This is a genomic window from Nonomuraea sp. NPDC048901, assembly GCF_040649695.1.
GTDB lineage: Bacteria > Actinomycetota > Actinomycetes > Streptosporangiales > Streptosporangiaceae > Nonomuraea.
Genome location: NZ_JBEZFW010000007.1, coordinates 265,707 through 285,481 on the forward strand (window position 1 = coordinate 265,707; position 19,775 = coordinate 285,481).

General features: G+C 68.6%; 17 protein-coding genes. 10 read left to right on the forward strand and 7 right to left on the reverse strand.

What is annotated here, in order from left to right:
• Nucleotides 1–4 precede the first annotated feature (4 nt).
• Nucleotides 5–3,982: a type VII secretion protein EccCa gene (gene eccCa / locus AB0C30_RS25835; RefSeq protein WP_357948722.1), complete on the reverse strand. Its 3,978-nt coding sequence runs from the start codon at nt 3,980–3,982 to the stop codon at nt 5–7.
• Nucleotides 3,983–4,079: 97 nt separating this feature from the next.
• On the opposite strand from eccCa, the gene eccD reads away from it, so the two are divergent.
• The gene (gene eccD, locus AB0C30_RS25840; RefSeq protein WP_357948725.1) at nt 4,080–5,597 is read left to right on the forward strand and encodes a type VII secretion integral membrane protein EccD; all 1,518 of its coding nucleotides are present in this window, start codon (nt 4,080–4,082) and stop codon (nt 5,595–5,597) included.
• Between the two features lie 44 nt (nt 5,598–5,641).
• Nucleotides 5,642–6,085, forward strand: a complete 444-nt coding sequence (locus tag AB0C30_RS25845; RefSeq protein WP_357948728.1) for a YbaB/EbfC family nucleoid-associated protein — start codon at nt 5,642–5,644, stop codon at nt 6,083–6,085.
• A 3-nt stretch (nt 6,086–6,088) separates the two neighbouring features.
• Here AB0C30_RS25845 and AB0C30_RS25850 read toward each other — a convergent pair whose 3' ends face one another.
• Nucleotides 6,089–6,826 carry a hypothetical protein gene (locus AB0C30_RS25850; protein WP_357948730.1) on the reverse strand — a complete coding sequence of 246 codons (738 nt, stop codon included), beginning with the start codon at nt 6,824–6,826 and terminating at the stop codon, nt 6,089–6,091.
• A 13-nt stretch (nt 6,827–6,839) separates the two neighbouring features.
• Nucleotides 6,840–8,285: a hypothetical protein gene (locus tag AB0C30_RS25855; RefSeq protein ID WP_357948733.1), complete on the reverse strand. Its 1,446-nt coding sequence runs from the start codon at nt 8,283–8,285 to the stop codon at nt 6,840–6,842.
• 313 nt (nt 8,286–8,598) lie between these two features.
• On the opposite strand from AB0C30_RS25855, the gene AB0C30_RS25860 reads away from it, so the two are divergent.
• The 6 genes from AB0C30_RS25860 (at nt 8,599) to AB0C30_RS25885 (ending at nt 13,131) form a co-directional block, all read left to right on the forward strand.
• Nucleotides 8,599–8,949 (forward strand): WXG100 family type VII secretion target, encoded by a 351-nt coding sequence (locus tag AB0C30_RS25860; protein WP_357948736.1) that lies wholly within the window; start codon nt 8,599–8,601, stop codon nt 8,947–8,949.
• Nucleotides 8,950–8,981: 32 nt separating this feature from the next.
• On the forward strand, nt 8,982–9,296 hold the full coding sequence (locus tag AB0C30_RS25865) for a WXG100 family type VII secretion target (protein WP_357948739.1): 315 nt from the start codon (nt 8,982–8,984) through the stop codon (nt 9,294–9,296).
• 80 nt (nt 9,297–9,376) lie between these two features.
• Nucleotides 9,377–9,778: a hypothetical protein gene (locus tag AB0C30_RS25870; RefSeq protein WP_357948742.1), complete on the forward strand. Its 402-nt coding sequence runs from the start codon at nt 9,377–9,379 to the stop codon at nt 9,776–9,778.
• The gene (locus AB0C30_RS25875; RefSeq protein ID WP_357948745.1) at nt 9,778–11,184 is read left to right on the forward strand and encodes a hypothetical protein; all 1,407 of its coding nucleotides are present in this window, start codon (nt 9,778–9,780) and stop codon (nt 11,182–11,184) included. The genes AB0C30_RS25870 and AB0C30_RS25875 overlap by 1 nt, the downstream gene beginning before the upstream one ends.
• A gap of 19 nt (nt 11,185–11,203) precedes the next feature.
• Nucleotides 11,204–12,343, forward strand: a complete 1,140-nt coding sequence (locus AB0C30_RS25880) for a hypothetical protein (protein ID WP_357948747.1) — start codon at nt 11,204–11,206, stop codon at nt 12,341–12,343.
• The gene (locus tag AB0C30_RS25885) at nt 12,340–13,131 is read left to right on the forward strand and encodes a WXG100 family type VII secretion target (RefSeq protein WP_357948750.1); all 792 of its coding nucleotides are present in this window, start codon (nt 12,340–12,342) and stop codon (nt 13,129–13,131) included. Before AB0C30_RS25880 ends, AB0C30_RS25885 begins: the two co-directional genes overlap by 4 nt.
• 3 nt (nt 13,132–13,134) lie before the next feature.
• Here AB0C30_RS25885 and AB0C30_RS25890 read toward each other — a convergent pair whose 3' ends face one another.
• The 3 genes from AB0C30_RS25890 to eccB all read right to left on the reverse strand — a co-directional run bounded on the left by AB0C30_RS25890 (nt 13,135) and on the right by eccB (nt 16,462).
• Nucleotides 13,135–14,586, reverse strand: coding sequence for a hypothetical protein (locus AB0C30_RS25890; protein ID WP_357948753.1), 1,452 nt, complete (start codon nt 14,584–14,586; stop codon nt 13,135–13,137).
• Entirely contained in the window at nt 14,583–14,927 is a 345-nt protein-coding gene (locus AB0C30_RS25895) for a hypothetical protein (protein WP_357948756.1), read from the reverse strand. Before AB0C30_RS25895 ends, AB0C30_RS25890 begins: the two co-directional genes overlap by 4 nt.
• A 104-nt stretch (nt 14,928–15,031) precedes the next feature.
• On the reverse strand, nt 15,032–16,462 hold the full coding sequence (eccB, locus tag AB0C30_RS25900) for a type VII secretion protein EccB (protein ID WP_357948758.1): 1,431 nt from the start codon (nt 16,460–16,462) through the stop codon (nt 15,032–15,034).
• A 131-nt stretch (nt 16,463–16,593) separates the two neighbouring features.
• On the opposite strand from eccB, the gene AB0C30_RS25905 reads away from it, so the two are divergent.
• Nucleotides 16,594–17,007 (forward strand): hypothetical protein, encoded by a 414-nt coding sequence (locus tag AB0C30_RS25905; protein WP_357948761.1) that lies wholly within the window; start codon nt 16,594–16,596, stop codon nt 17,005–17,007.
• A gap of 8 nt (nt 17,008–17,015) precedes the next feature.
• Nucleotides 17,016–18,389, forward strand: coding sequence for a hypothetical protein (locus AB0C30_RS25910; protein WP_357948763.1), 1,374 nt, complete (start codon nt 17,016–17,018; stop codon nt 18,387–18,389).
• Here the strand turns inward: AB0C30_RS25910 and AB0C30_RS25915 are convergent.
• Nucleotides 18,370–19,572 (reverse strand): Cmx/CmrA family chloramphenicol efflux MFS transporter, encoded by a 1,203-nt coding sequence (locus AB0C30_RS25915; RefSeq protein WP_357948766.1) that lies wholly within the window; start codon nt 19,570–19,572, stop codon nt 18,370–18,372. The genes AB0C30_RS25910 and AB0C30_RS25915 overlap by 20 nt on opposite strands.
• Nucleotides 19,573–19,775 lie beyond the last annotated feature (203 nt).

Below are 19,775 nucleotides of genomic sequence, written 5' to 3' on the forward strand. Positions count from 1 at the left end.
CAACCTACGGCGCGTCCAGGAAGGCTGTCTGGATCAGGCGCGCACCCGACCTCCGGTCCACGTAGAAGCCGCGCCCCTGCGGAAGCGGCTGCGGCCGCACATTGCCGAACAGCGCGCCCTCGTCCTTGTTGCCCGACATGATCAGCGCCGGGCTGGCCATCTCCTTGAGCCGCTGGACGGCCGGGTCGAACATGGACCGGCTCGCGCCACCCATCTGGCGGGAGATGATCAGGTGCAGACCGATGTCGCGGGCCTGCGGCAGCAGCTCGGCCAGGGGCGCCAGCGGGTTGTTCGAGGTGGCGACGAGGTCGTAGTCGTCCACGATGATGTACAGGTCGGAGCCCTGCCACCAGCTGCGCTCCCTGAGCTGCTCCGGCGTGAGGTCCGCCGGGGGCAGCCGCTTGAGCAGCGCGCTGCGGGCGTCCTGGATCAGCTCGGCCGCCGCGGTGCTGGAGGCCGCGTACCCGATGCGGTGGTCGGTGACCGCGGTGTCGAGCAGGGCGCGCCGGTAGTCGAGCACGATCATCATGCATTCCTTGGGCGTCTTCCTGGCGACCAGGCCCTCCATGATGAGCTTGAGCACGTTCGACTTGCCGCACTCGGTGTCGCCGAACACGATGAAGTGCGGGTCCGCCTCGAAGTCGATCGCGACCGGCGCCAGGGCGGCCTCGTCGATGCCGATGGCGATCCGGTTCGGCCCGGTAAGGGCGGGTTCGGGGAGCGCCGTGGCGGGCAGCAGCGACGGCAGCAGCCGCACGGGGCGGGCGGTGGGACCCTGCCAGGAGGCCCGTACGACCTCCACCAGCGACCGCACGCCGGCGGACAGGTCGTCGGCGCCGCGCACCCCGTCGATGCGCGGCAGCGCGGACAGGAAGTGCATGCCCTCCTTGGTCAGCCCGCGTCCGGGCACGCCTTCCGGTACGGCCAGCGCCGCCTTACGGCTGACCTCCGACTCGTAGGCGTCACCGAGCTTGAACTCCAGCCGGGTCCCGAACAGGTCCCTGATCCCCGCGCGGAACTCCGACCACTTGTTGGTGGAGGCGACGATGTGGATGCCGTAGCCGAGCCCTCGGGCCGCGAGGTCGGTGATGACCCCTTCCAGTGCCTCGAACTCCTGGCGGATGGTCAGCCAGCCGTCGATCAGCAGGAAGATGTCCCCCCAGCCGTCGCCCTCGTACTCTCCGGCCGCCACGAGACGGCGGTAGGTGGCGATCGAGTCGATGCCGCTCGCGGCGAAGTCGCGCTCGCGCTGCTGCAGGACGGTGGCGATCTCGGCGACGGTCCGGCGTACCCGGTCGGCGTCCATGCGGGTGGCCACGCCGCCGACGTGCGGCAGGCCGTCCAGGGCGGCCAGCGCGCCACCGCCGAAGTCCAGGCAGTAGAACTGCACCTCGCGCGGCGTGTGCGTGAGCGCCATGCTGGTCACCAGCGTACGCAGCACGTTGCTCTTGCCGCTCTGGGTGCCGCCCGCGACGCCGACGTGGCCGGCCGCGCCCGACAGGTCCAGCCAGTACGGGTCGCGACGCTGCTCGAACGGCTTGTCGATGATGCCCACGACTCCGGCGAGGCGGCCCCTGCCGTCCCAGCCGGGCGTGGACAGGCCGAGCTCCGGGGTCACCGACAGCGGAGGCAGCAGGTGCGCGAGGGTCGGCGGCTCGCCGAGCGGCGGCAGCCAGATCCGGTGCGCGGCGGGGCCCTGACCGGCCAGACGCTGTACGACGATGTCCAGCAGGCTGCTCCGCGGCCCCCGCTCGTCGTCCGGCTTGGCGACCTCCTTGGCCGGCTCCTCCACGATCGGGAGCGGCGCGTAGGCCGGGCCGTACTCGACGACCTGGCGGATCGTCTTGTCGTCGCCTTCGGCGGTCGCGCTGCGGGGGTCGCTCTGGTAGGGACCGGAGACGTACGCGGCCTTGAACCGGGTCATCCCGGTGGTGTCGAACTTGAGGAAGCCGTTGCCCGGCGCGGACGGCAGCTCGTAGGCGTCGGCCACACCGAGCACGACGCGGCTCTCCATGGCGGAGAACGTACGCAGGCCGATCCGGTAGGACAGGTGCGTGTCCAGGCCGCGCAGCCGGCCCTCCTCCAGCCGCTGGGAGGCCAGCAGCAGGTGCACGCCGAGCGAGCGGCCGAGCCGGCCGATCATCACGAACAGCTCGATGAACTCCGGCTTGGCCGACAGCAGCTCGCTGAACTCGTCCAGCACCACGAAGAGCGTCGGCATCGGCGCCAGCGCGGCGCCCTGCTCGCGGGCCCGCTCGTAGTCCCGCAGTGAGGCGTAGTTGCCGGCCGAGCGCAGCAGTTCCTGGCGGCGCACCATCTCGCCGTGCAGCGCGTCGTACATGCGGTCGACCAGCGGGAGCTCGTCCTCCAGGTTGGTGATGACCGCCGAGACGTGGGTGAGCGTGTCGAGCCCGAGGAAGGTGGCGCCGCCCTTGAAGTCGACCAGGACGAAGTTCAGAATCTCCGACGAATGGGTGACGGCCAGGCCGAGCACCAGCGTACGCAGCAGCTCGCTCTTGCCGGAGCCGGTCGCGCCGATGACCAGGCCGTGCGGGCCCATGCCGCCCTGCGCCGACTCCTTGATGTCCAGTTCGACCATCCGGCCGTCGGCGCCCAGGCCGATCGGCACCCGCAGCCGGTTGCGGCCCGCCCGTGGCCGCCAGGTCAGCGCCGGGTCCAGCCGCATCGGGTCGCCGATGCCGAGCAGGTCGGTCAGCGTGGTGTTGACCGCCAGCACGTCCTCGACCTCGCCGCCGCTGGTGGCCGAGGCGCGCAGCGGCGCGAGCTGTCTGGCCAGCCCCTCCGCCCGCAGGTAGTCGAGCTTGTCGGGGTTGCCGAGGCGGGTCTTGTTCTCCTTGCCGGCGTGGTCCAGCTTGATCATGTGGAAGCCGTCGGGCTGGATCTCCAGCCGCAGCATGGCCTTCTCCTCCACCGGTCCCGTGGCCCCGGACAGGTCGATCACCGTGACGCCCTGGATGGCGTCCGTGCCGAGCTGCGAGTCGTGGGGCACGTGCCCGCCGTCGACGATGAGCACGTGGTACGGCAGAGCGTCCGCGGGCGAGCCGGGCCGGAACCTGGCCCGCTCCTTGAGCTCGGCGCCCACCAGGCGGTCCAGCTCGCTCATGTTCTCGGCCATCAGCCGCACCGGCCCGGCGGCGTCGACCTCGTCGGGGTGCAGCGCATGGGGCAGCCACTTGACCCAGTCCCAGTGGCCCATCCACTCCTGACCGGCGCACACCATGATCCGCAGGTCGTCCGGCGAGTGGAACACCGCCATCTGGCCGATCATGGCCCGCACCAGCTCCCGCATGGCCGCCGGGTCGCCGCTGAGCTTGATGCGCGCGAACGAGCCCAGCGCCACGGCCACGGGCAGCTCCGACACGGTCGCGTGCGCCCTGACGAACCTGCGCAGCGCGCCGGCGGACAGCGCGTCGAGGTCCTCGACCGGCTTGGAGTCCGGTGGGATGAGCTGGATGGCCAGCTTCTGTACGCCGGTGCCGAGCCGTACCGTGCTGAAGTCGTCGTCGCGCGGCCGGCGTTCCCACAGGCGGGGGCCCATCGCGATCCACCAGAGCGCGTCGGGCTCGGGGCCGCTCCACTCCAGCGCCTCGCGCTGCTGCTTGGCCGCCCGCCTGACCTTCTTGCGCACCTGCGACAGGTAGCGGAAGTAGTCGCGGCGGGCCCCGTTGAGTTTGTGCTTGCGCTCGCCCGACTGGCGGCCCATCTGTCCCAGCGTCATGCCGAGCATGGACACCGCGAACATGCCGCTCGCCACGTACATGATCGGGTTGGCGTTGCCGCCCGCGGTGAACATCAGGGCCATCGCCGCGGCGCCCGCCACCATGGGCAGGTACGTGAGCACCAGCATGAAGCCCTGCCCCTGGACCTCGGGGATCTCAGGCGGCGATTCGAGCAGGATCTCCCCGCGTGGCGGCTTGGGGCTGGGACGGCGTTCGGGCCGCCGGACAACGACAATGCTCACCGTGGGATGGTCCTCCGTATCGGTTGCTGACCTTCTTACCAGAAGCGACCCGATATGTTCTCTCTTGTCCATGATGCTCGTGGGACGGAGACCAGCCATGGGATCGATGGTCCACGGACCGGCCGTTCAAGGGCCGTATCCGCAGGGTCCCCCGCGCCTGCCAGGCCCGCCGCACCCGCAGGGACCCCCGCATCCGCAGGGGCCGATGCAGGTGAGCTCGCTCGCCCAGGTGCACGTGCCGCTGCCCGCGCTGTGCCACGTGACGATCGTGGGACCGCGGCGCAAGGCCGACCTGGCGCTGCCCGCCGACATCCCGCTGCCGCACGTACTGCCCGGCCTGCTGCGCGCCCTGGACGAGCTGGGCGGCGAGTCCGCCGCCGCGCCCGGCTGGACGCTGCAGCGGCTCGGCGGCTCCCCGCTCGACCTGGGCCAGAGCCTCGGCGCGCTGGGCATTCTCGACGGCGAGGTGCTCTACCTGAGGCCGCGCGAGGCGATCCTGCCGCCCGCGCTGTACGACGACGTGGCCGACGTGGTCGCGACCGGCGTCAAGAATTCGTCGGGCACCTGGGAGACCAGGCACACCCGGATGATGGGCGCGAGCGGCGCGCTCGGGTTGCTGGTCCTCGGCGCGATCGCCCTGGCTCTGTCCGGAGCGCCCGCGCTGGTCGTCACGGTGGTGGCCGGGCTGATGGCGCTCGTGGTCGTGGCCACCGGCGCGGCCCTGTCGAGAGCGGTGGGCGACTCCCTGGCGGGCGCCCTGATCGGGCACGGGGCGCTGCCGTACGGCTTCATCGCGGGCCTGTTCGCGCCGGCCAGCGGCGGCACCCTGGCCGGTGTCGGCGCTCCCCACCTGCTGGCCGCGCTCGCCTGCACCGCGCTGGTGGCCACCGTCGCGGGCGCGCTGATCTCCGACGGCGTACCGGGATTCCTCGGTACGGCCATCGCCACGACGTTCGGGGCGATAGGCGCGGCCGTGGTCATGGTGTGGGGACCGCCACCCGCCGGAGTGGCCGCGGTGACGGTGTCGATCCTGCTGGCGTTGAGCCCGCTGGTCCCCACGCTGTCGTTCCGCCTGGCCAAGGTGCCGCTCCCGGCCATGCCCACCACCGCGGAGGAGCTGCGGGCCGACAACCAGCGCCTGAACAGCGCGGCCATCCAGGAGCGGACCGTCATCGCCCAGCGCTACGCCACCGGGATGATCATCGCGGTCGGTCTGGTGGCGCTGGTCTCCGAGGTGCTGCTGGCCACGTACGGCGGCTGGATCGCCTCCCTCATGACCGGGACGCTCGGGTTGACGCTGATGATGCGGGCCCGGGTCTTCCGTGGGGTGCGCCAGCGGCTGTGGCTGATCACCGTCGGTCTTGCCGCGTTCGGCCTGCTCGCGGTGACACTCGGCCCGAAATCCGGCGTCATCGGCGCCGTGGCCGTGGCGATCGGCATGCTGTGGCTGGCACTGACCGCCGTCGGCATCGGCCTCTGGCTGCCCACGGGCAAGCCGTCGCCGTTCTGGGGCCGCGCGGCGGACATCGTGGACGTCATCCTGATCGTCGAGCTCTTCCCGCTGGCGCTGGGCGTTCTCGAGGTCTATTCCTGGGTGCGGGGTTTGTCCGGGTGATAGGTTGCTGCGCGATTTAACAGTGTTGTGAGAGTGGAGTGAAGATGCAGGAGTTTGGGGACTTCGCGAACATCGACATCGAGAAGCTTCTCAAGGGCGCGGACGAGCAGTTCGCGCGCATCGAAGAGCTCCAGAAGAACATGACCGACCTCGTCGGGCGGGCCCAGGACGACGACGGCCTGGTCACGATCGAGTACGGCAGTGAGGGGCTGCGCGAGCTCCAGCTGCATCCCAAGGCGATGCGGCTGAGCTCGGGCGAGCTCGCCGAGCTCATCAAGGAGCAGCTCCAGGCCGCGACCGCGGACCTGCAGCACCAGGTCACCGAGGCCATGGGCCAGGCGTTCGGCGACGAGGACAACCCGATGAAGTACGTCGAGGACCCCGACGCCGCCCTGAGCAAGATCAAGGAGGCCGAGTCCGCCTACAACCGGACGTTCGAGGACGTCATGGGCGAGCTCGACCGCATCCGCCGCCGCCTGGACCTCTGACCTTTAGGCGTCCTTCTTCATGCCGAGGGGCTGGCCGTCCTTGCCGAAGGTCGGCAGGTTGGGGATGTAGACCTGCTCGAACGCCGGCACCGACTTGGGATCCGTGGGCGTGACGGCCTTGCTCATGTTCTGCGAGGCGCTCTGGCCCAGGTACATGGCCGCCGCTCCGGCGACGCTCGCGGCCGCCACGAAGACCTTCATGGCGTTGCCCGCGATCGTCCTCAGCGTGGCGAGCGCCGCCCCGCCAGAGGCGGTGGTGGCGAGCTCCGTCGCCGCGGTGGCGGGAGGGAAGAGCTTGCCCGCGGCGCTGGCATGGGAGAGGGCGACCAGAACTGTGGCTACGGACACGCTGGCCACGGACATCTGGAAGGAATGCTTGGCGAGCTGGTCGAGCGCTCCCGCGAGCCCTTCGTAGGACTGCGAGCTGTTCTCGGCCTCGGCGGTGAACTTCTTCACCGCGCTGTCGACGTCCGGACGCGCCATCTTCTCCCAGTCGTCATGGTCGATGGTGTCCAGGGCCGATTTGATGGACGCCGCCGCGTTGTTGACCGTCGTGGTCATGCCGCGGGTGTTCCTGGCCGCTTCGCGGATGTCGCTGGGGCTGGAGTACATCGTGCCGATTATCGTCCCGGTGTACTTGCAGATCATTTTCAGTGCGGGATTGGACGGCAGGACCGCGCCATAGAGGCACAAACCCATCGCCATGGAGTAGTAGGTCGACCCGTTCGAGTAGAGATCCATGTCGCCCCTGAGATCAATTCTTCGCGGTGCTCTTGTCGTTGGCCTGACGGACGACGTCGGCTCCCAGGTGGAGCTGCTCGTCCCAGACACCCAGTTGGTTCTTGGCGCTCTTGAGATAGTCGGCGGCCGACGTGCGGGCCGAATGGTACGCGGGGGTGAACGCCATCGCGCCCATCAGGCCGAAGCCCGGGAAGCCGATGTCGATGTTCCGGGCGGTGTTCTCCGCGGCGCCCATGTGGTCCCCCGGGGTGTCGCCGTCGCCGTCTTTGCTGGGGCCGATCTGCTTGCCGAGCTTCTCCATGACCTCGGGGCGGGCCTTGCGCCAGCCGCCGCCGAGCTCGCTTCCGGCGAACTTGTCGTCCTTCGCGGTGCCGCCGGTGTCCTTGTCGCCTGTCTTACCGTCCTTGCCGTCTGTCTTGCCGTCTGTTTTGCCGTCTGTTTTGCCGTCGCCCTGGTCGCCTCCGCCACCGCCGCCTCCGGAGGAGCCGGGAGAGGGGATGGACGGTGTGTCGGCGCCTCCGGTGCCGGGGGTCTCGGCGCTGGGCGTTTCCGGGGTCGGGGTAGCCGGCATGTCAGTGCTCGGCGTTTCGGGGGTGGGCGTTTCGGTGCTCGGCGTCTCGGGAGTGGGTGTTTCCGGTGTTTCCGGGAGGCTGGAGCTGGGGTCTTCGGCGCCGCCGTCGGCCGGCGGGTCCGTCGAGGGAGTCTCGGGGACGGTCGTGTCGTCCTGGCCGCCGGGCTGGCTGGGGTCGGTCTGGCCGGGATCGGTCTGGCTCGGGTCGGTCTGTGGGTCTGCGGGGTCTTGCTGGCCGTTCGGGTCCGTCTGGTCTTGGGGGTCGGTCTCGGAGCCGGAGGGGTCCTGCTGGCCGTCGGAGGTGCCGGGGTCGGTCTGCTGCGGGTCCGAGGTGTCGCCCTGATCGCCGGTGTCCGTGCCGTCCTGGTCGCTCGGGTTGTCCGGGTTCCCGGTGTCGTCCTGGCTCTGCGGCGCATCTGGGTCCTCGGTCGCGTCGTCCGACGCGTCGGGATCGTTCGGGTCTCCGCTCTCGTCGGCGTCCGAGGGCTCCCACGCCGGGTCACCTTCGGCGGCCTGCGGATCGACCGAGCCGGGCTCGCCGTCGGTCACGTCGTCGACCGACTCGGGCCCGAAGCTCAGCTGGTCGGACTGGATCTCGGCCACCGTCGGATCGCCCTGACCGTCGGCCGGCCCCACCTGATCCGGCGGGATCTGGTCGTTGGCCGGCCCTACCTGGTCGGGCGGGATCGACGGATCGTCGACGGGACCCGCCTGATCCGGCCGCGGAGAGTCGCCGCCACCCGCGATAAGGACGGTCGTATTGCCGTCGACGGAGCCTGGGGGCGCGCCGCCCACCTCAACCTCACCCGGCCCGTCCTGCGGCGGGGGAGAGCTCCAGTTGAGCAGACTGTCGATGCTCGGCCGCCCCATACTCCCGAAATCGGCCACCCTGTCGCCCTCCCAGCAATCAACACAGAAGCGACAAAAGCGTAGCCGTGAGGCTGCTGAGCCGTACAGGTTGTGAGGTTTACGACCAGCCGCGACCGCAGGCCAGCGGCCGGAGTCAGAAATCGCCGAGCTGCCTACCTGCGCGTTTACCTAAAAGTCGCCTAACAGTGATCTAGCCGTTATGTTAAGTATCTGTTATTTCTGGGGCAGATGGGGGCTAGCATGCCATTTGATGTTGTTTGCGGGGGTACCCGGGTTGACCGGACCTACGGCGCCGCCGTACAGAACCAGACCTTGTTGACCTGGAGGTCCAATGGCAACACTTATGGGTACCGCTCCGTCGAAGCTCACCAAAGCCGCCGGCCAGTGTGAGGTCACTGCCCAGTACATCGAGGGCATGCGCCAGCGGGTGCAGACCATCAAGGGCGACCTGATGGCCGCGGGCTGGAAGGGTGGCGCCGCCGGGCAGTTCGGCAAGGCTCTCGACGCCTGGGACGTCGACTTCCGCCAGGTGATCAAGATCCTCGAGGACATCTACGACAAGCTGAACATCAACGCGGGCGTGTACTCCAACGCCGCGCAGCAGAACATGGACATCTCCAGCGGGCTCAACTCCGCCGGCGTCGGCGGTCGTATCGACTCGCTGATCAACGCGTCGCGCTAAGCCCCCAGTACGTAGGTAGGACGGAGACACTCATGGCCGACACGTTCACCCCAGAGGACTACACCTACGCCCACTTCCCCAACATGGAAGCGGCGTACGAGCAGCTGAAGTCGATCGTCACCGAGTTGGACAAGGCGACGGACGACCTCTACAACGACGTCAGGACCACCCTCGGCACCGACTGGGAGGGTGAGGCGAAGACGTTCTTCGACGGCAAGAAGGCCCAGTGGGACGCCCTTGAGGTGGAGATGGGCAAGCAGCTGTTCGAAGCCGCCAAGGCCGTCAGCATCGCCAAGGGTAACTACGAGACCGCTGAGCGGCGCAACATCAACATCTGGACCGACTAGCAGTTCGTCGCGGCGATCGTGCCTCCCTCGGCCGGTGCCTCGAAGCGCCGGCCGGGTTCCTTTTTCTAAGGGGGATGGGGATGACCCAGAAGGACGCAATGGAGGGCCAAGACCCTCTGTACATCGATCCTGATCTGTTCGACTCGGGAGCGGGGCGGGAGCATTCCCCCACCCAGATGCGGGCGATCGCCGAAGAGCTCAAGTCGTACCTCGGCGGCATGACGGGACCCGGCTCGGCGGAGGGCTACACCAACGGCTCCGTGAACGGCCTGCTGGACCACTGCCAGTTGTCCGAGGCGCAGATCGGCACGTGGCACGACGCCAGTGCCTTCAGCCAGACCGTCGGCGCCAACAGCGGCGGCAAGAAGTTCGCACAGGTTTATAAGGAATTCGTCGACGCCTACAAGGACGTGATCGCCGCCGTCGAGGCGAGCGCCGCCAACCATGGCGCCGGCGACAAGGCCAACGAGGGCAAGGGCTGATGGCCGAGGGCAAGGGCGGCCGGCAGGTCGTCGTCATCCTGTCGTTCGACAAGATGCCAGAGGGCGGGACGGTAAACGCATCCAAGGACGAGATCCTGACGATGCTGAACAACACCCAGCCCAGCCAGATCGAGGATGCCGGGTTCGCGTACGACAAGGCGTCGAGCGCGATCGAGTCGGCCGTCAACGCGCTGGAAGAGCACGCGGGCAAGATCCTCACTGTGTGGAAGGGCCCCGACGCCAGCAAGGCGCGCCACGCGCTGCAGATGCTGCACGCTTCCGGCGGCGAGCTGTCCACCAAGCTGGAGATGATGGGCTCCGCCCTGCGCCAGTACGCGAGCTACCTCCCCGAGACGATCGCGAAGGTCGAGGGCATCTCGGCGAACAAGAGCTCCGGGAACGACGTTCCCAGCTCCGAGATCATGGTGGACGAGGCCGCCAACGCGAAGGCCGCGAAGGCCGCCGCGGACCGCGAAGCCCAGAAGGCGATGCAGGAGCTCAACAAGAAGATCGTTGATCTCTACAACGTGCAGGTCCCGCACGACGTGTCCTACGAACTGCCCGCCGTCTCGATTCCGGGCGGTACGGGTACGTACCGCGACCCCGGATACCCGACCGGCGCGGGCATCAACGCCGGCGGAACCGGGAGCGGCGGGAACGGGTCGTCGGACGGCTACGGCGGTTCTTCCGGAGGTACGGGCTCCACGGGCAGCGGTGGTACGGGCTCCGACGGCTCGCGCGGCGGCAGCACGGGCGGCTCGAGCTCCGGTGACCACAGCGGCTCCGACTCGGGCGGCAAGCCTGGCTCGGACACCGGCAACGGTCAGAACGGTAACGGCCAGCCCGGCAGCGACCAGAACGGTGGCGACCAGAGCGGTAACGGCACCGGCGACCAGAGCGGCACCACGCCGGGCGACGGCACCGGCAGCCAGGACCCCTCGCAGACCGGTGACTCCGGCAAGCAGGACCAGACGGTCCCGCCGGTGCTCGGCCAGGACGACAAGACCAGCAGCGACAACCCCAAGGGCGGCCTGGACCCGAACGGGACGGAAGTGTCGTCCTACTCGCCGACCACGCCGGTCATCACCCCGACCGGCATCGGCCCGACCGGCAATCCGGTGAGCACCATCGCCCCCAACCCGGTGGGCGTCCTCTCACCCACTGGCACGCCGCCCAGCGTCCCCTCGGTGCTCGGCTCGCCGAACGGCGCCATGGGCGCCCCGGGCCAAGGGCTCACGGCGGCCATGCGGACCTCGGGCAACGGCATGTCCGGCATGCCGTTCATGCCGATGTCCGGCGCCGGCGCGGGCCAGGACCAGGGGGACTTCGAGCGGATGACCTGGCTCCCCGCGGACAAGGACGACTGGAACTCAGCGCACGACGTGACCGACCCGGTCATCTGCTGACCAGGCTAGAGGGAGTGGGATGGGCGACTCGACGCAGAACTCCAGCCAGGCGGCCGCGCTGGCGCAGCTGCAGAACGGTGGGCAACTGCCGTCGATGACGTCCGGCGTCTCGTTCAAGGCCAGTGCGCTCGATAGAAACAGCGAGTCGATAGACGAACACGCTGGGTTCTTCTCCCAGCTAGAGGGCAAGACAGAAAACCTTCGCGTCCAGTGGCCGCACTTCGGGGTGATCGGCATCGGCGCCAGCAGCGTCCACGAAAAGGCGATCGAACGGCAGGCGGATGCGCTGGCCAAGGGGCGCAAGGCGCTGCAGAGCTGGAAGACCGCGCTCAAGCAGGCCGCCAGGAACTACCAGACGGCCGATGATGCCAACGGCGACGGGGTCAAGAACATCGGCTTCGACCCGAACAGCCTCGGCGGCGGGCCCAACGGCCTCGGCAATCTCGGGAACCTCGGCAACTCCGGCCTGCCGAACACCGGCGCCGGGCTGCCTGACATGTCCGGCGGAGGCAAGCCGCCGGGGATCGATACCGGTCTGCCCAAGACGGACCTTCCCTCGACCGACCTTCCGAAGACCGACCTTCCGAAGACTGATTTGCCGTCGAGCGACCTCCCCTCGACGAACCTGCCCAAGACGGACCTGCCGTCGGCTTCCCTGGGGAACCAGCCCGACATGAAGGTCCCGAGTATCGACTCGGCGCTCAACGGCCAGCCGCAAATCCCCGACCCGAAGCTGCCCGACGTCGACAGCAAGCTCCCCGACGGGACGCAGCTGTCCCAGTTCGACCCCAACTCGCTGAACACCCCGCAGGTCAAGAACCCGGACCTCAGCACCCTGTCCCCGGACCTGAACGGTTCCGCCACCAGGACCGGCCCCGGCTCGGGCGTCGGCAGCGGCGGCGGCACCGGCACTGGTACCGGGTTCGGCACGGGCATCGGCGGAGGCGTGGGTGCGGGTGCGGGTGCCGTACCGGCCGGTCTGCGAGGTGTGAACGGTACGAGCGGGATGCCCATGATGCCGATGATGCCCATGAGCGGCGCCGGGACCGGGGGCGACAAGGAGAACGAGCGCCAGAACGCGCTGCTCGGCGAGGACGAGGGCGTCTGGGGCGGCGACGATGAGATCGCACCTGAAGTGATTGGGCGGGATTCCAGATGAGTGAGCTAGGCGCGGGGCTCTACCTGGCGGCGGCGGCCATGGCGTCCTCCGCCGCCTTCGTGATCCAGCAGCCATGGGCCTTCTACGCCGCCGCCGGCATCGGCACGCTGGTGTCGAACCCCGGGGCGATGGCGGACGCCGCCAAGGCTTGGCAGAGTGTCGACCACGCTGGCCTGATGTCCGAGCTGGACGAGCTGGACGACGGGCTGGACCAGCTCAAGAAGCAGCTGAAGACCTCGGGCAAGTGGGAAGGCGGGGCCTTCGACACCTTCGAGGGCATCCACACGGCCTTCAAGAATGGGGTCAAGTCCCTCAAGGAGACGCGTAACGACACTGGGGAGGCCGTCCACTCGGCGTCCAAGGCTTACTACGTCGGCTCCGGGGTAGTCATGCTGGCGGCCGTCGGCATGATGGGCTTTGCTGTGTACAAGCTGCTCTCGTCCGCCACCCCGTTTACCAAGGCCGTGGGCGAGGCGCTGGTAGCCGTGCGGGGCTCCCTCACCCTGCAGTCCATCAGGAAGCTGATCGCCAAGCAGGGCTTGATCGTCGCAGGCCTCGGCATGGTCCTCTACATGTCCATGCAGCAGACCGAGATGACCGGGAAGCTCTTCCCCATGCTGGAGGCTTCCATCCCCACCGAGATGAGCGCGATGAAGTCAGGTGGCATGCCGCCCTTCTCCGACGCCGGCATGGCGTACGACGAGAAGATGGGCGGCCTCACCGTGAAGATGGACGACTCCCTGACCGGGAAGCTGCCCGGCGGCTCCGGCAAGACGGCCGAGGTCTGACTCTCACTCGTCCAGCGGGATCCGCAGCACCTGGCCGGGCCTCAGCTTGCGCGGGTCGTCACCGATGATGTCCCTGTTGGCGTTGTAGATCTCCGGCCACCGGTTCGGGTCCCCGTACACCTTCTTGGCGATGTCGGCCAGCGAGCCGTTGTCGACCGGCCAATAGCCGACCTTCGCCGTGCCGACCCGCGCGGGCGGAGTCGCGTGGCCGTTGGCGACGGGCACATCCGACTTGGGCAGGTCGCCGTAGTCCGGGTTGGTGGCCAGGGACCGCCACACGCGGAAAGCGGAGGTGGGGATAGCGCCCCAGAGCTGCTTGTGGAAGTTGCCCGGCTTCCCCGCGATCTTGGCTCCGGGCAGCTTGTGCTTGACCTGCTCGTACGCCCAGTTCCGCATCGCGACGAAACCGCCGAAGGCCATGCCGGACTCTCCGACGGCGGCGCCGGACTTGGTCAGGGTCGCCGCCCAACTCGCCGCCGATTCGCCCTGAACGAATCCCTTGCCGAAGAAACCGGACATGGGGGCGAAGGTGCCCGCCAGCGTGGCGCCCGCGCTGATGCGGGCCGCCTGGGTGAAGGTCATGGGGCTGAGGTTGAAGATGCTGTGGCCGCTGATGCCCTGGCCCGCCATCTGCGTGCCGATGACTCCGCCGTACACGCTGCCGGAGGTCTTGGCGTACGTCTTGAAGCTCGCCGCGCCGAACTTCTCGGCGTAGGCCGAGTACTTCTTGAACTTCGCGACCGTCAACTCCGTCTTCGTCATGGCCGTGGCGGTACGTGTCGCGCTGCCGAGCTTGGCCACCCACTTCAGCCGGCCGACCACGGGCAGGACTCTCAGGGCGCCGGCGCAGACCCTGAGGACGGACGCGAACCTGGTGAGGACCTGGGCCGCCAGCAGCACGATCTTCGTCGTCCGCATGTAGGCGGCCCCCGCGGCCAGCCAGCCGCCCCACATGCCGGCCGCCCACCGAAGGGCATAGAAGGCGACGTACCAGATGATCGCCGTCTTGAGCAGCTCGATGATGGCCTTCCTGGTGTGGGCGGCCGATTCGGCGACCATTCTCAGGATGTTGGCGATCTCCGTGCAGCTCTTTATGAGCGCGACGCGGTTGTCGTGCCTGAGTACGAGGCCCCAGACCTTCCTGAAGTCGTCGGCGGCCTTGCCCTTCCACTCCTTCACGATCTTGTCGACGTAGCCGTCGTGCTGGCCATGGGCGCGCGCGTCAAGGACCTCGAACACCTTGTTCAGGTTGGTGGCGAGGTTGTCGTGCGCCGCGGCGGCGGCCTTGAGGCGTCCTTCGGTCTCATCACCGCCGATGAGCGTGGGGAGCGCGCGCCACATGGACCTGATGGTGTCGAGCAGTGGGGCGGGGTTGAGCAGCGAGCCCCAGTTGATCTCGAAGTGCCAGGCCGTCCAGTCCCATTCGAGCGGGTTGATGCTGCCGTGTTGGCTCATCTGGTGCCTCCGACGTCGCTGGCCTGGTGAGCCGCCTTGTAGTTGTACGCCGAGACCTCAAGGGCCGTGGCGATGAACTCCAGGGCATCGGCCAGGTCGCCGAGGTAGCCGTAGACGGACTCGTACCGCTTGTCCTTATGCTCGTTCTCCGCGGTGCCGTCGACGTACGCGGCGCCCAGCTCGTCGGCGCCGGGCGCGAGGCCGAAGTCGCTCTTGTGCAGCTTCGCGGGCCCGAAGGCGATCATGGCGTTGCGGACGATCGGGGCCTGCTGGGCGCAGGTCTCCATGGCCTTCTTCAGGTCCGGCGGTATGACCTCATATCCATCGGCCTTGTCCCCCATGAGCCCCCCAGGTATCACAAAGTACTAACTGCACCTTTGATACTAATGTTTACAAGTATTTGCGTCCAGGAAACCCCCTGTTTACGAGCCGGTTGGGCTCCTGTTCAGGAGCCCGTCGGGCGGATGGCCGGGGTGTCCGAGACCGGCGTCCTGGCGGCCGCCGGGTCGAGCGTCGGTCCTTCGGGGATCAGGCGCAGGAGGTGGGCGGGCAGCGGGGCCACGTTCGAGGCGTCGTAGCCCAGCTTGGTCAGCACGTCGGGCGTGGCCAGCCGGTACTTCTTCCCCTGGTCGGTGACCAGGTAGAACTGCTGCACGTTGGAGAGCTGGTTCTCGCCGGGCAGCAGCCCCGCCAGGGCCGCCGCGCCCGGGGGCAGCATCACCTGGTCGAACCGCTCCGGGTTGCCGCTCGACCCCGGCGTCGGGATGTCGATCCGGCTCCCGACCGTGAGCGTGCCCTTCACGGATCCCTTCACGGTGTTGGCGTAGACCATGCACAGCGGTGCCGAGCCGGCGGGCACCTGGAAACGCGGCATCGTCGCCGGCATGCCGCCGCCGGTGATCCGCTGGGCCGAGACTTTCGCCGCGTTGGCGTTCGCCGCGTCGATCAGGATCTCCCGTACGTGCTGCTTGCCGTACGCCGTCTGGCTGGCCGGATCCTGGATCAGCAGCGTGGCCTGCGTCTGGGTGATCGGCGCGAGGCCGTCCGCGAGCATGACGTACCAGCGCGCGGGCGCCCCCGCGACCGCCGCGACCTTGAAGACCTGCCCGACCTTGAACGTCGTGCCGCCGGGGCCGTGGATGTTGCGGCCGCGCTGGGGGATCGGCGGCGCGGCGAAGTCCGATCCCTCGGCGATGGCGTTGATCCACGAGATCGGCACCCGCCGGGGCGTCTGGTCGGTGAGCCGGTCCACGTTCCGCACGGCCATGCGCTGGTTGCCCCAGAGCGCCCAGTTCTGCCGTCCGTCGCTGACGATTAGCGCGTCGTTCCCGGCGGGTCTGCCGCCGACGTCGGTCCCGCCCACCAGCGTCACGTACGACCTGCGCCCCCCTGAGGGGTCCGTCGCCTCCACCACGCAGGCGGACCAGGGCGACTTGATGAGCCGCTCGGGCTTGGGCAGCGAGTCGGGAGCACCCACGATGCCCACCTGCCCGCCGCGCGCGAACCCGGCCAGCGACTCCGCGGACACCGTCTTGACCTTGATGGCGTCGCTGTCCAGCAGGAGTCGGGCCGAGACATAGTTGGCCACGGGCAGCAGCCGGCCGGTCTGCTGGCTGTAGACGTAGGCGGCGCCGGTCTCCTCCTCGACGATGAGCTGACCGGCGTCCCTCAGGTTGGTCGCCCCGCCCGGTTTGAGCATGCCCCAGATGCCGAAACCCGCGATGATGAGAACGCCGACCATGATCCCGGCGAACGTCGCCACGTTGTGCCGCCGCATCGGCGACTCGGGCAGGTCTGGCTCGCCCTGCAACAGGGCCATACCCAGGCGCTGGGTCATGAGCCGATGTGCCTGGTAGAGATCCTTGCGGGTCTGCATGCCACTCCGTTTCGGTCCGGCCTGAGGACAGCATAGGAGCATGAAAGCGGCGGGGGGTTATGTCCCAAATGGGGCATGAGATCGTGATATACGAGTAAAGTTTGTGGCCAGTGGTGTTCGGGGAGGTTGCTGTGTCAGATCCCGATAAGTTGAGTCCGCCGCCGGCCCAGGGCTGGCGTCTGGAGTCGGATTGGGCCGGGCTCGATCCCGAGCGCGAGGGCGTCACGTACAGCGCCAGCAAGCTCAAGAAGCTCGCCGAGCAGCTCACCGAGGAATTCGCCAAGTTCGCCGGGGACAAGCCCGGGTCCGTCAACGACCTGGACATGAAGGCCAACCTCGTCGGCATGAAGGTGGCCGTCGAGCAGATCAAGCGCTGGGAAGGCGGCCAGACCTTCGTCGCCACGCTCCAGAACGGTCACAAGGAATTCACCGAGGCATACCGCGAGGTCGCTGAGAAGACGCGGATCGCCATCGAGCTGATCAACGCGGGCGCGGGCAACTATGAGCGCGTCGACATCGCGCACATCGGCTCGAAGGACGTGTAGGAGCCCCCATGGCCGAGGACAAGCAGCTCAAGGTCCAGAAGAAGACGCACATGATCAAGACGTCGTGCCCGCCTCTTGAGGTGGACGACGACGGCAGGAGCGTCGCCGAGGTCAAGAACTTCGTCAAGTCCCTGGACGCGACGGCCGTCAAGCAGGCGGGCAACGCCTACCTCGACGCCTGCTCGACCCTGGCCGGCGCTCAGAAGGTCATCGAGCAGATCAACGTCGAGATGGCCAAGTGCTGGGACGGCAAGGCGTCGGTCGAGGCGCAGGAGGCCCTCCGGGTGTTGCACGCGACGGTCCGCGAGCTGTCGGACAAGCTCAACTGGATGGGCCGCCCGCTGCAGTCCCTCGGTGACAGGCTCGTCGAGCACCAGGAGTTCATGGACAAGTCGGGCTTGGCCTGGAGCGACAACACCTTCACCTTCGACGACTCCAGCCCCGGCTGGTATCGCACCATGGACAAAGGCGTCGAGTGGGGTTCCCAGGACGAACTCGCCGGCAAGCACCTGCGCCTCCTGAACGACGACCTCACGCTGACCTACCAGCAACTGCCGGACTCCTTCCACAAAGAGGTCCCCGACATCAAGGACCCCGCCGGCGTACCCCCTCCCGTCACGCCCCTGAACACGGACTTCTCCAACCCCGGGGGCCCGGGCAGCGGATCGGGAAACGGCTACAACGGCACCGGCGGCTACAACGGCACGGGTGACAACGGCAGCCTGGGCGACAACGGCGGCATCGGCTCTGACGGCTCGAACCGCAACGGCGTCGACACCCCCACCACACCCAGGCTGCCGACCGACACGCAGACCCCCGACCCGAACGGCAACGGCACCACGGACCCGACCAAGGGCGCCACGGACCCAGGGGCGACAGATCCGACAAATGGTGCCAATGTCCCCACGGGCGGCGTCACGGACCCCACCAAGGGCATGACAGACCCGACGAAGGGCATGACAGACCCCACCAAGGGGCTGACCGATCCCACCAAGGGCCTGAACACCCCCACCTCCACCCAACTGGAGGACTTCCAGCGCCCCTCGGACTGGAACCCGACCAACACCCCCACCCCCACTTCCAACCCCACGAGCACCAGCCCCAACGCCAACTTCCCGAGCTCCCCGAACTCCTCCTCTCCTTCATCGGGTGGTCCCCTCACGAGCACCGGGGGCAGCGGCGGCATGGCCTCTGCCGTGCCGAACGCCCAGGCCGGGCTCAAGGCAGGCGCCGGGAACGGGATGGGCATGCCGTTCATGCCCATGGGCGGCGCCGGCGCCGGTGCCCAGGAGAGCACCAGTGAGGGCGGCACCTGGTTGACCGAGGACGACGACGTCTGGGGCGGCGAAACCGACGGCGTAGTCACCGACCGAATCGGCTGACGGCTTCGGGGGCGGCCGGGGCGCTCATACGCATCAGCCTCTTGTCCAGTACAGCGGACAGCCCCACGGTCCCGAGCGCGGCGACCCCAAGCCCGGCTCCGATCCAGGCCACCACCGGATACCCGAACCCCGCTCCGATCGCCAGGCCGCCCACCCACGGCCCCACAGTGATCCCGACGTTGAACGCCGAGAAGTTGGTGGCGGCGGCCAGCGTCGGAGCATCCTTGCCCACGGTGAACACCCGCGTGTTCAAGGCCGGATTCGTGGAAAACCCGAACGCCCCCAGCAGGAAGATCAGCCCGATGGCCACCCCCGGCGTCCCGGCGAACACTCCCAAACCTGCCGAGATAACAACAACTCCCGCTACACCCACGTACAGCGTCGTAAAAGGCCGCGCGTCAGCGTGACGACCACCCAGGCCGATGCCGATCAGCGACCCCACCCCGTACAACGCCAGCACCGCGGGAACCCACCCCGCCGCCAGTCCGGTGGTGTCGACGAGCATCGCGCCGAGATAGCTGAACGTGACCAGCACCGCGCCGGTCGCCAGCGCCGTCGTCCCATATGAGAGCCAGAGTCGCGAGTTGAGCATGTTCCGCAGCTCCTGCCCCAGTTGCGGCACGCTCCCCGGCTCGGGCCGCCCGCCGGGAATCGTGGCCGCCACTCCTACCGCCGCGAGGCCCGACAGCACCGTGACCGCCCAGAACGCCGCCCGCCACCCGAATTGCTGCCCGATGACCGTCCCCGCGGGCAACCCCACGATGGTGGCCACGGTAAGTCCGCCCGCCACGATGCTCATGGCCTTGCCCCGCGCGCCCTCCGGGACGAGCCCCACGGCTGTCACCGCCGCCACCGCCCAGAAGCCCGCGTACACGAACGCTCCGACCACCCGCGTCCCGAACAGCACCCCGTAGCTCGGCGTCACCGCCCCCACGACATGCGTAAGGGCGAAGATCGCCAGAAACGTCAGCAACGCCGTACGACGCGGCCACCGCAAGGTCACCACGGCCAGCACCGGCGACCCCACCAGCATCCCGAGCGCGAACCCGGAGATCAGCAGCCCCGCTTGAGGAACGGATACCCCCAGGTCGGCCGCCATTTCGGGCAACAGCCCGGCGAGCAAGAGCTCGGAAGTGCCCTGGGCGAATATCGACAATCCCAGGATGTACACGGCCAACGGCATTGGAACTCCTCCTAGTTTTGGATAGAACAGTGCAAAATCAAGAGACGCGAAACGACGCATGCTCGTCTGGAGCGGTGAACCCCTGTCCGGCCTGCTCACGTTCAGCCGCACCGGGCTGCTCGCGTGGGGCCGCACCGGGCTGCTCGCGTGGGTCGTCCCGGGCCGCCTGCCCGCCCCGGCCTGCCCGCCTGGGCCTGCCCCCC

What these genes read in the sequence shown, in the direction of transcription:
- eccD (WP_357948725.1), top strand. Translation starts at nt 4,080, where the DNA reads ATGGGATCGATGGTCCACGGACCGGCCGTTCAAGGGCCGTATCCGCAG.
- AB0C30_RS25845 (WP_357948728.1), top strand. Translation starts at nt 5,642, where the DNA reads ATGCAGGAGTTTGGGGACTTCGCGAACATCGACATCGAGAAGCTTCTC.
- AB0C30_RS25850 (WP_357948730.1), bottom strand. Translation starts at nt 6,826, where the DNA reads ATGGATCTCTACTCGAACGGGTCGACCTACTACTCCATGGCGATGGGT.
- AB0C30_RS25860 (WP_357948736.1), top strand. Translation starts at nt 8,599, where the DNA reads ATGGCAACACTTATGGGTACCGCTCCGTCGAAGCTCACCAAAGCCGCC.
- AB0C30_RS25865 (WP_357948739.1), top strand. Translation starts at nt 8,982, where the DNA reads ATGGCCGACACGTTCACCCCAGAGGACTACACCTACGCCCACTTCCCC.
- AB0C30_RS25870 (WP_357948742.1), top strand. Translation starts at nt 9,377, where the DNA reads ATGACCCAGAAGGACGCAATGGAGGGCCAAGACCCTCTGTACATCGAT.
- AB0C30_RS25875 (WP_357948745.1), top strand. Translation starts at nt 9,778, where the DNA reads ATGGCCGAGGGCAAGGGCGGCCGGCAGGTCGTCGTCATCCTGTCGTTC.
- AB0C30_RS25880 (WP_357948747.1), top strand. Translation starts at nt 11,204, where the DNA reads ATGGGCGACTCGACGCAGAACTCCAGCCAGGCGGCCGCGCTGGCGCAG.
- AB0C30_RS25885 (WP_357948750.1), top strand. Translation starts at nt 12,340, where the DNA reads ATGAGTGAGCTAGGCGCGGGGCTCTACCTGGCGGCGGCGGCCATGGCG.
- AB0C30_RS25890 (WP_357948753.1), bottom strand. Translation starts at nt 14,586, where the DNA reads ATGAGCCAACACGGCAGCATCAACCCGCTCGAATGGGACTGGACGGCC.
- AB0C30_RS25895 (WP_357948756.1), bottom strand. Translation starts at nt 14,927, where the DNA reads ATGGGGGACAAGGCCGATGGATATGAGGTCATACCGCCGGACCTGAAG.
- eccB (WP_357948758.1), bottom strand. Translation starts at nt 16,462, where the DNA reads ATGCAGACCCGCAAGGATCTCTACCAGGCACATCGGCTCATGACCCAG.
- AB0C30_RS25910 (WP_357948763.1), top strand. Translation starts at nt 17,016, where the DNA reads ATGGCCGAGGACAAGCAGCTCAAGGTCCAGAAGAAGACGCACATGATC.
- AB0C30_RS25915 (WP_357948766.1), bottom strand. Translation starts at nt 19,572, where the DNA reads ATGCCGTTGGCCGTGTACATCCTGGGATTGTCGATATTCGCCCAGGGC.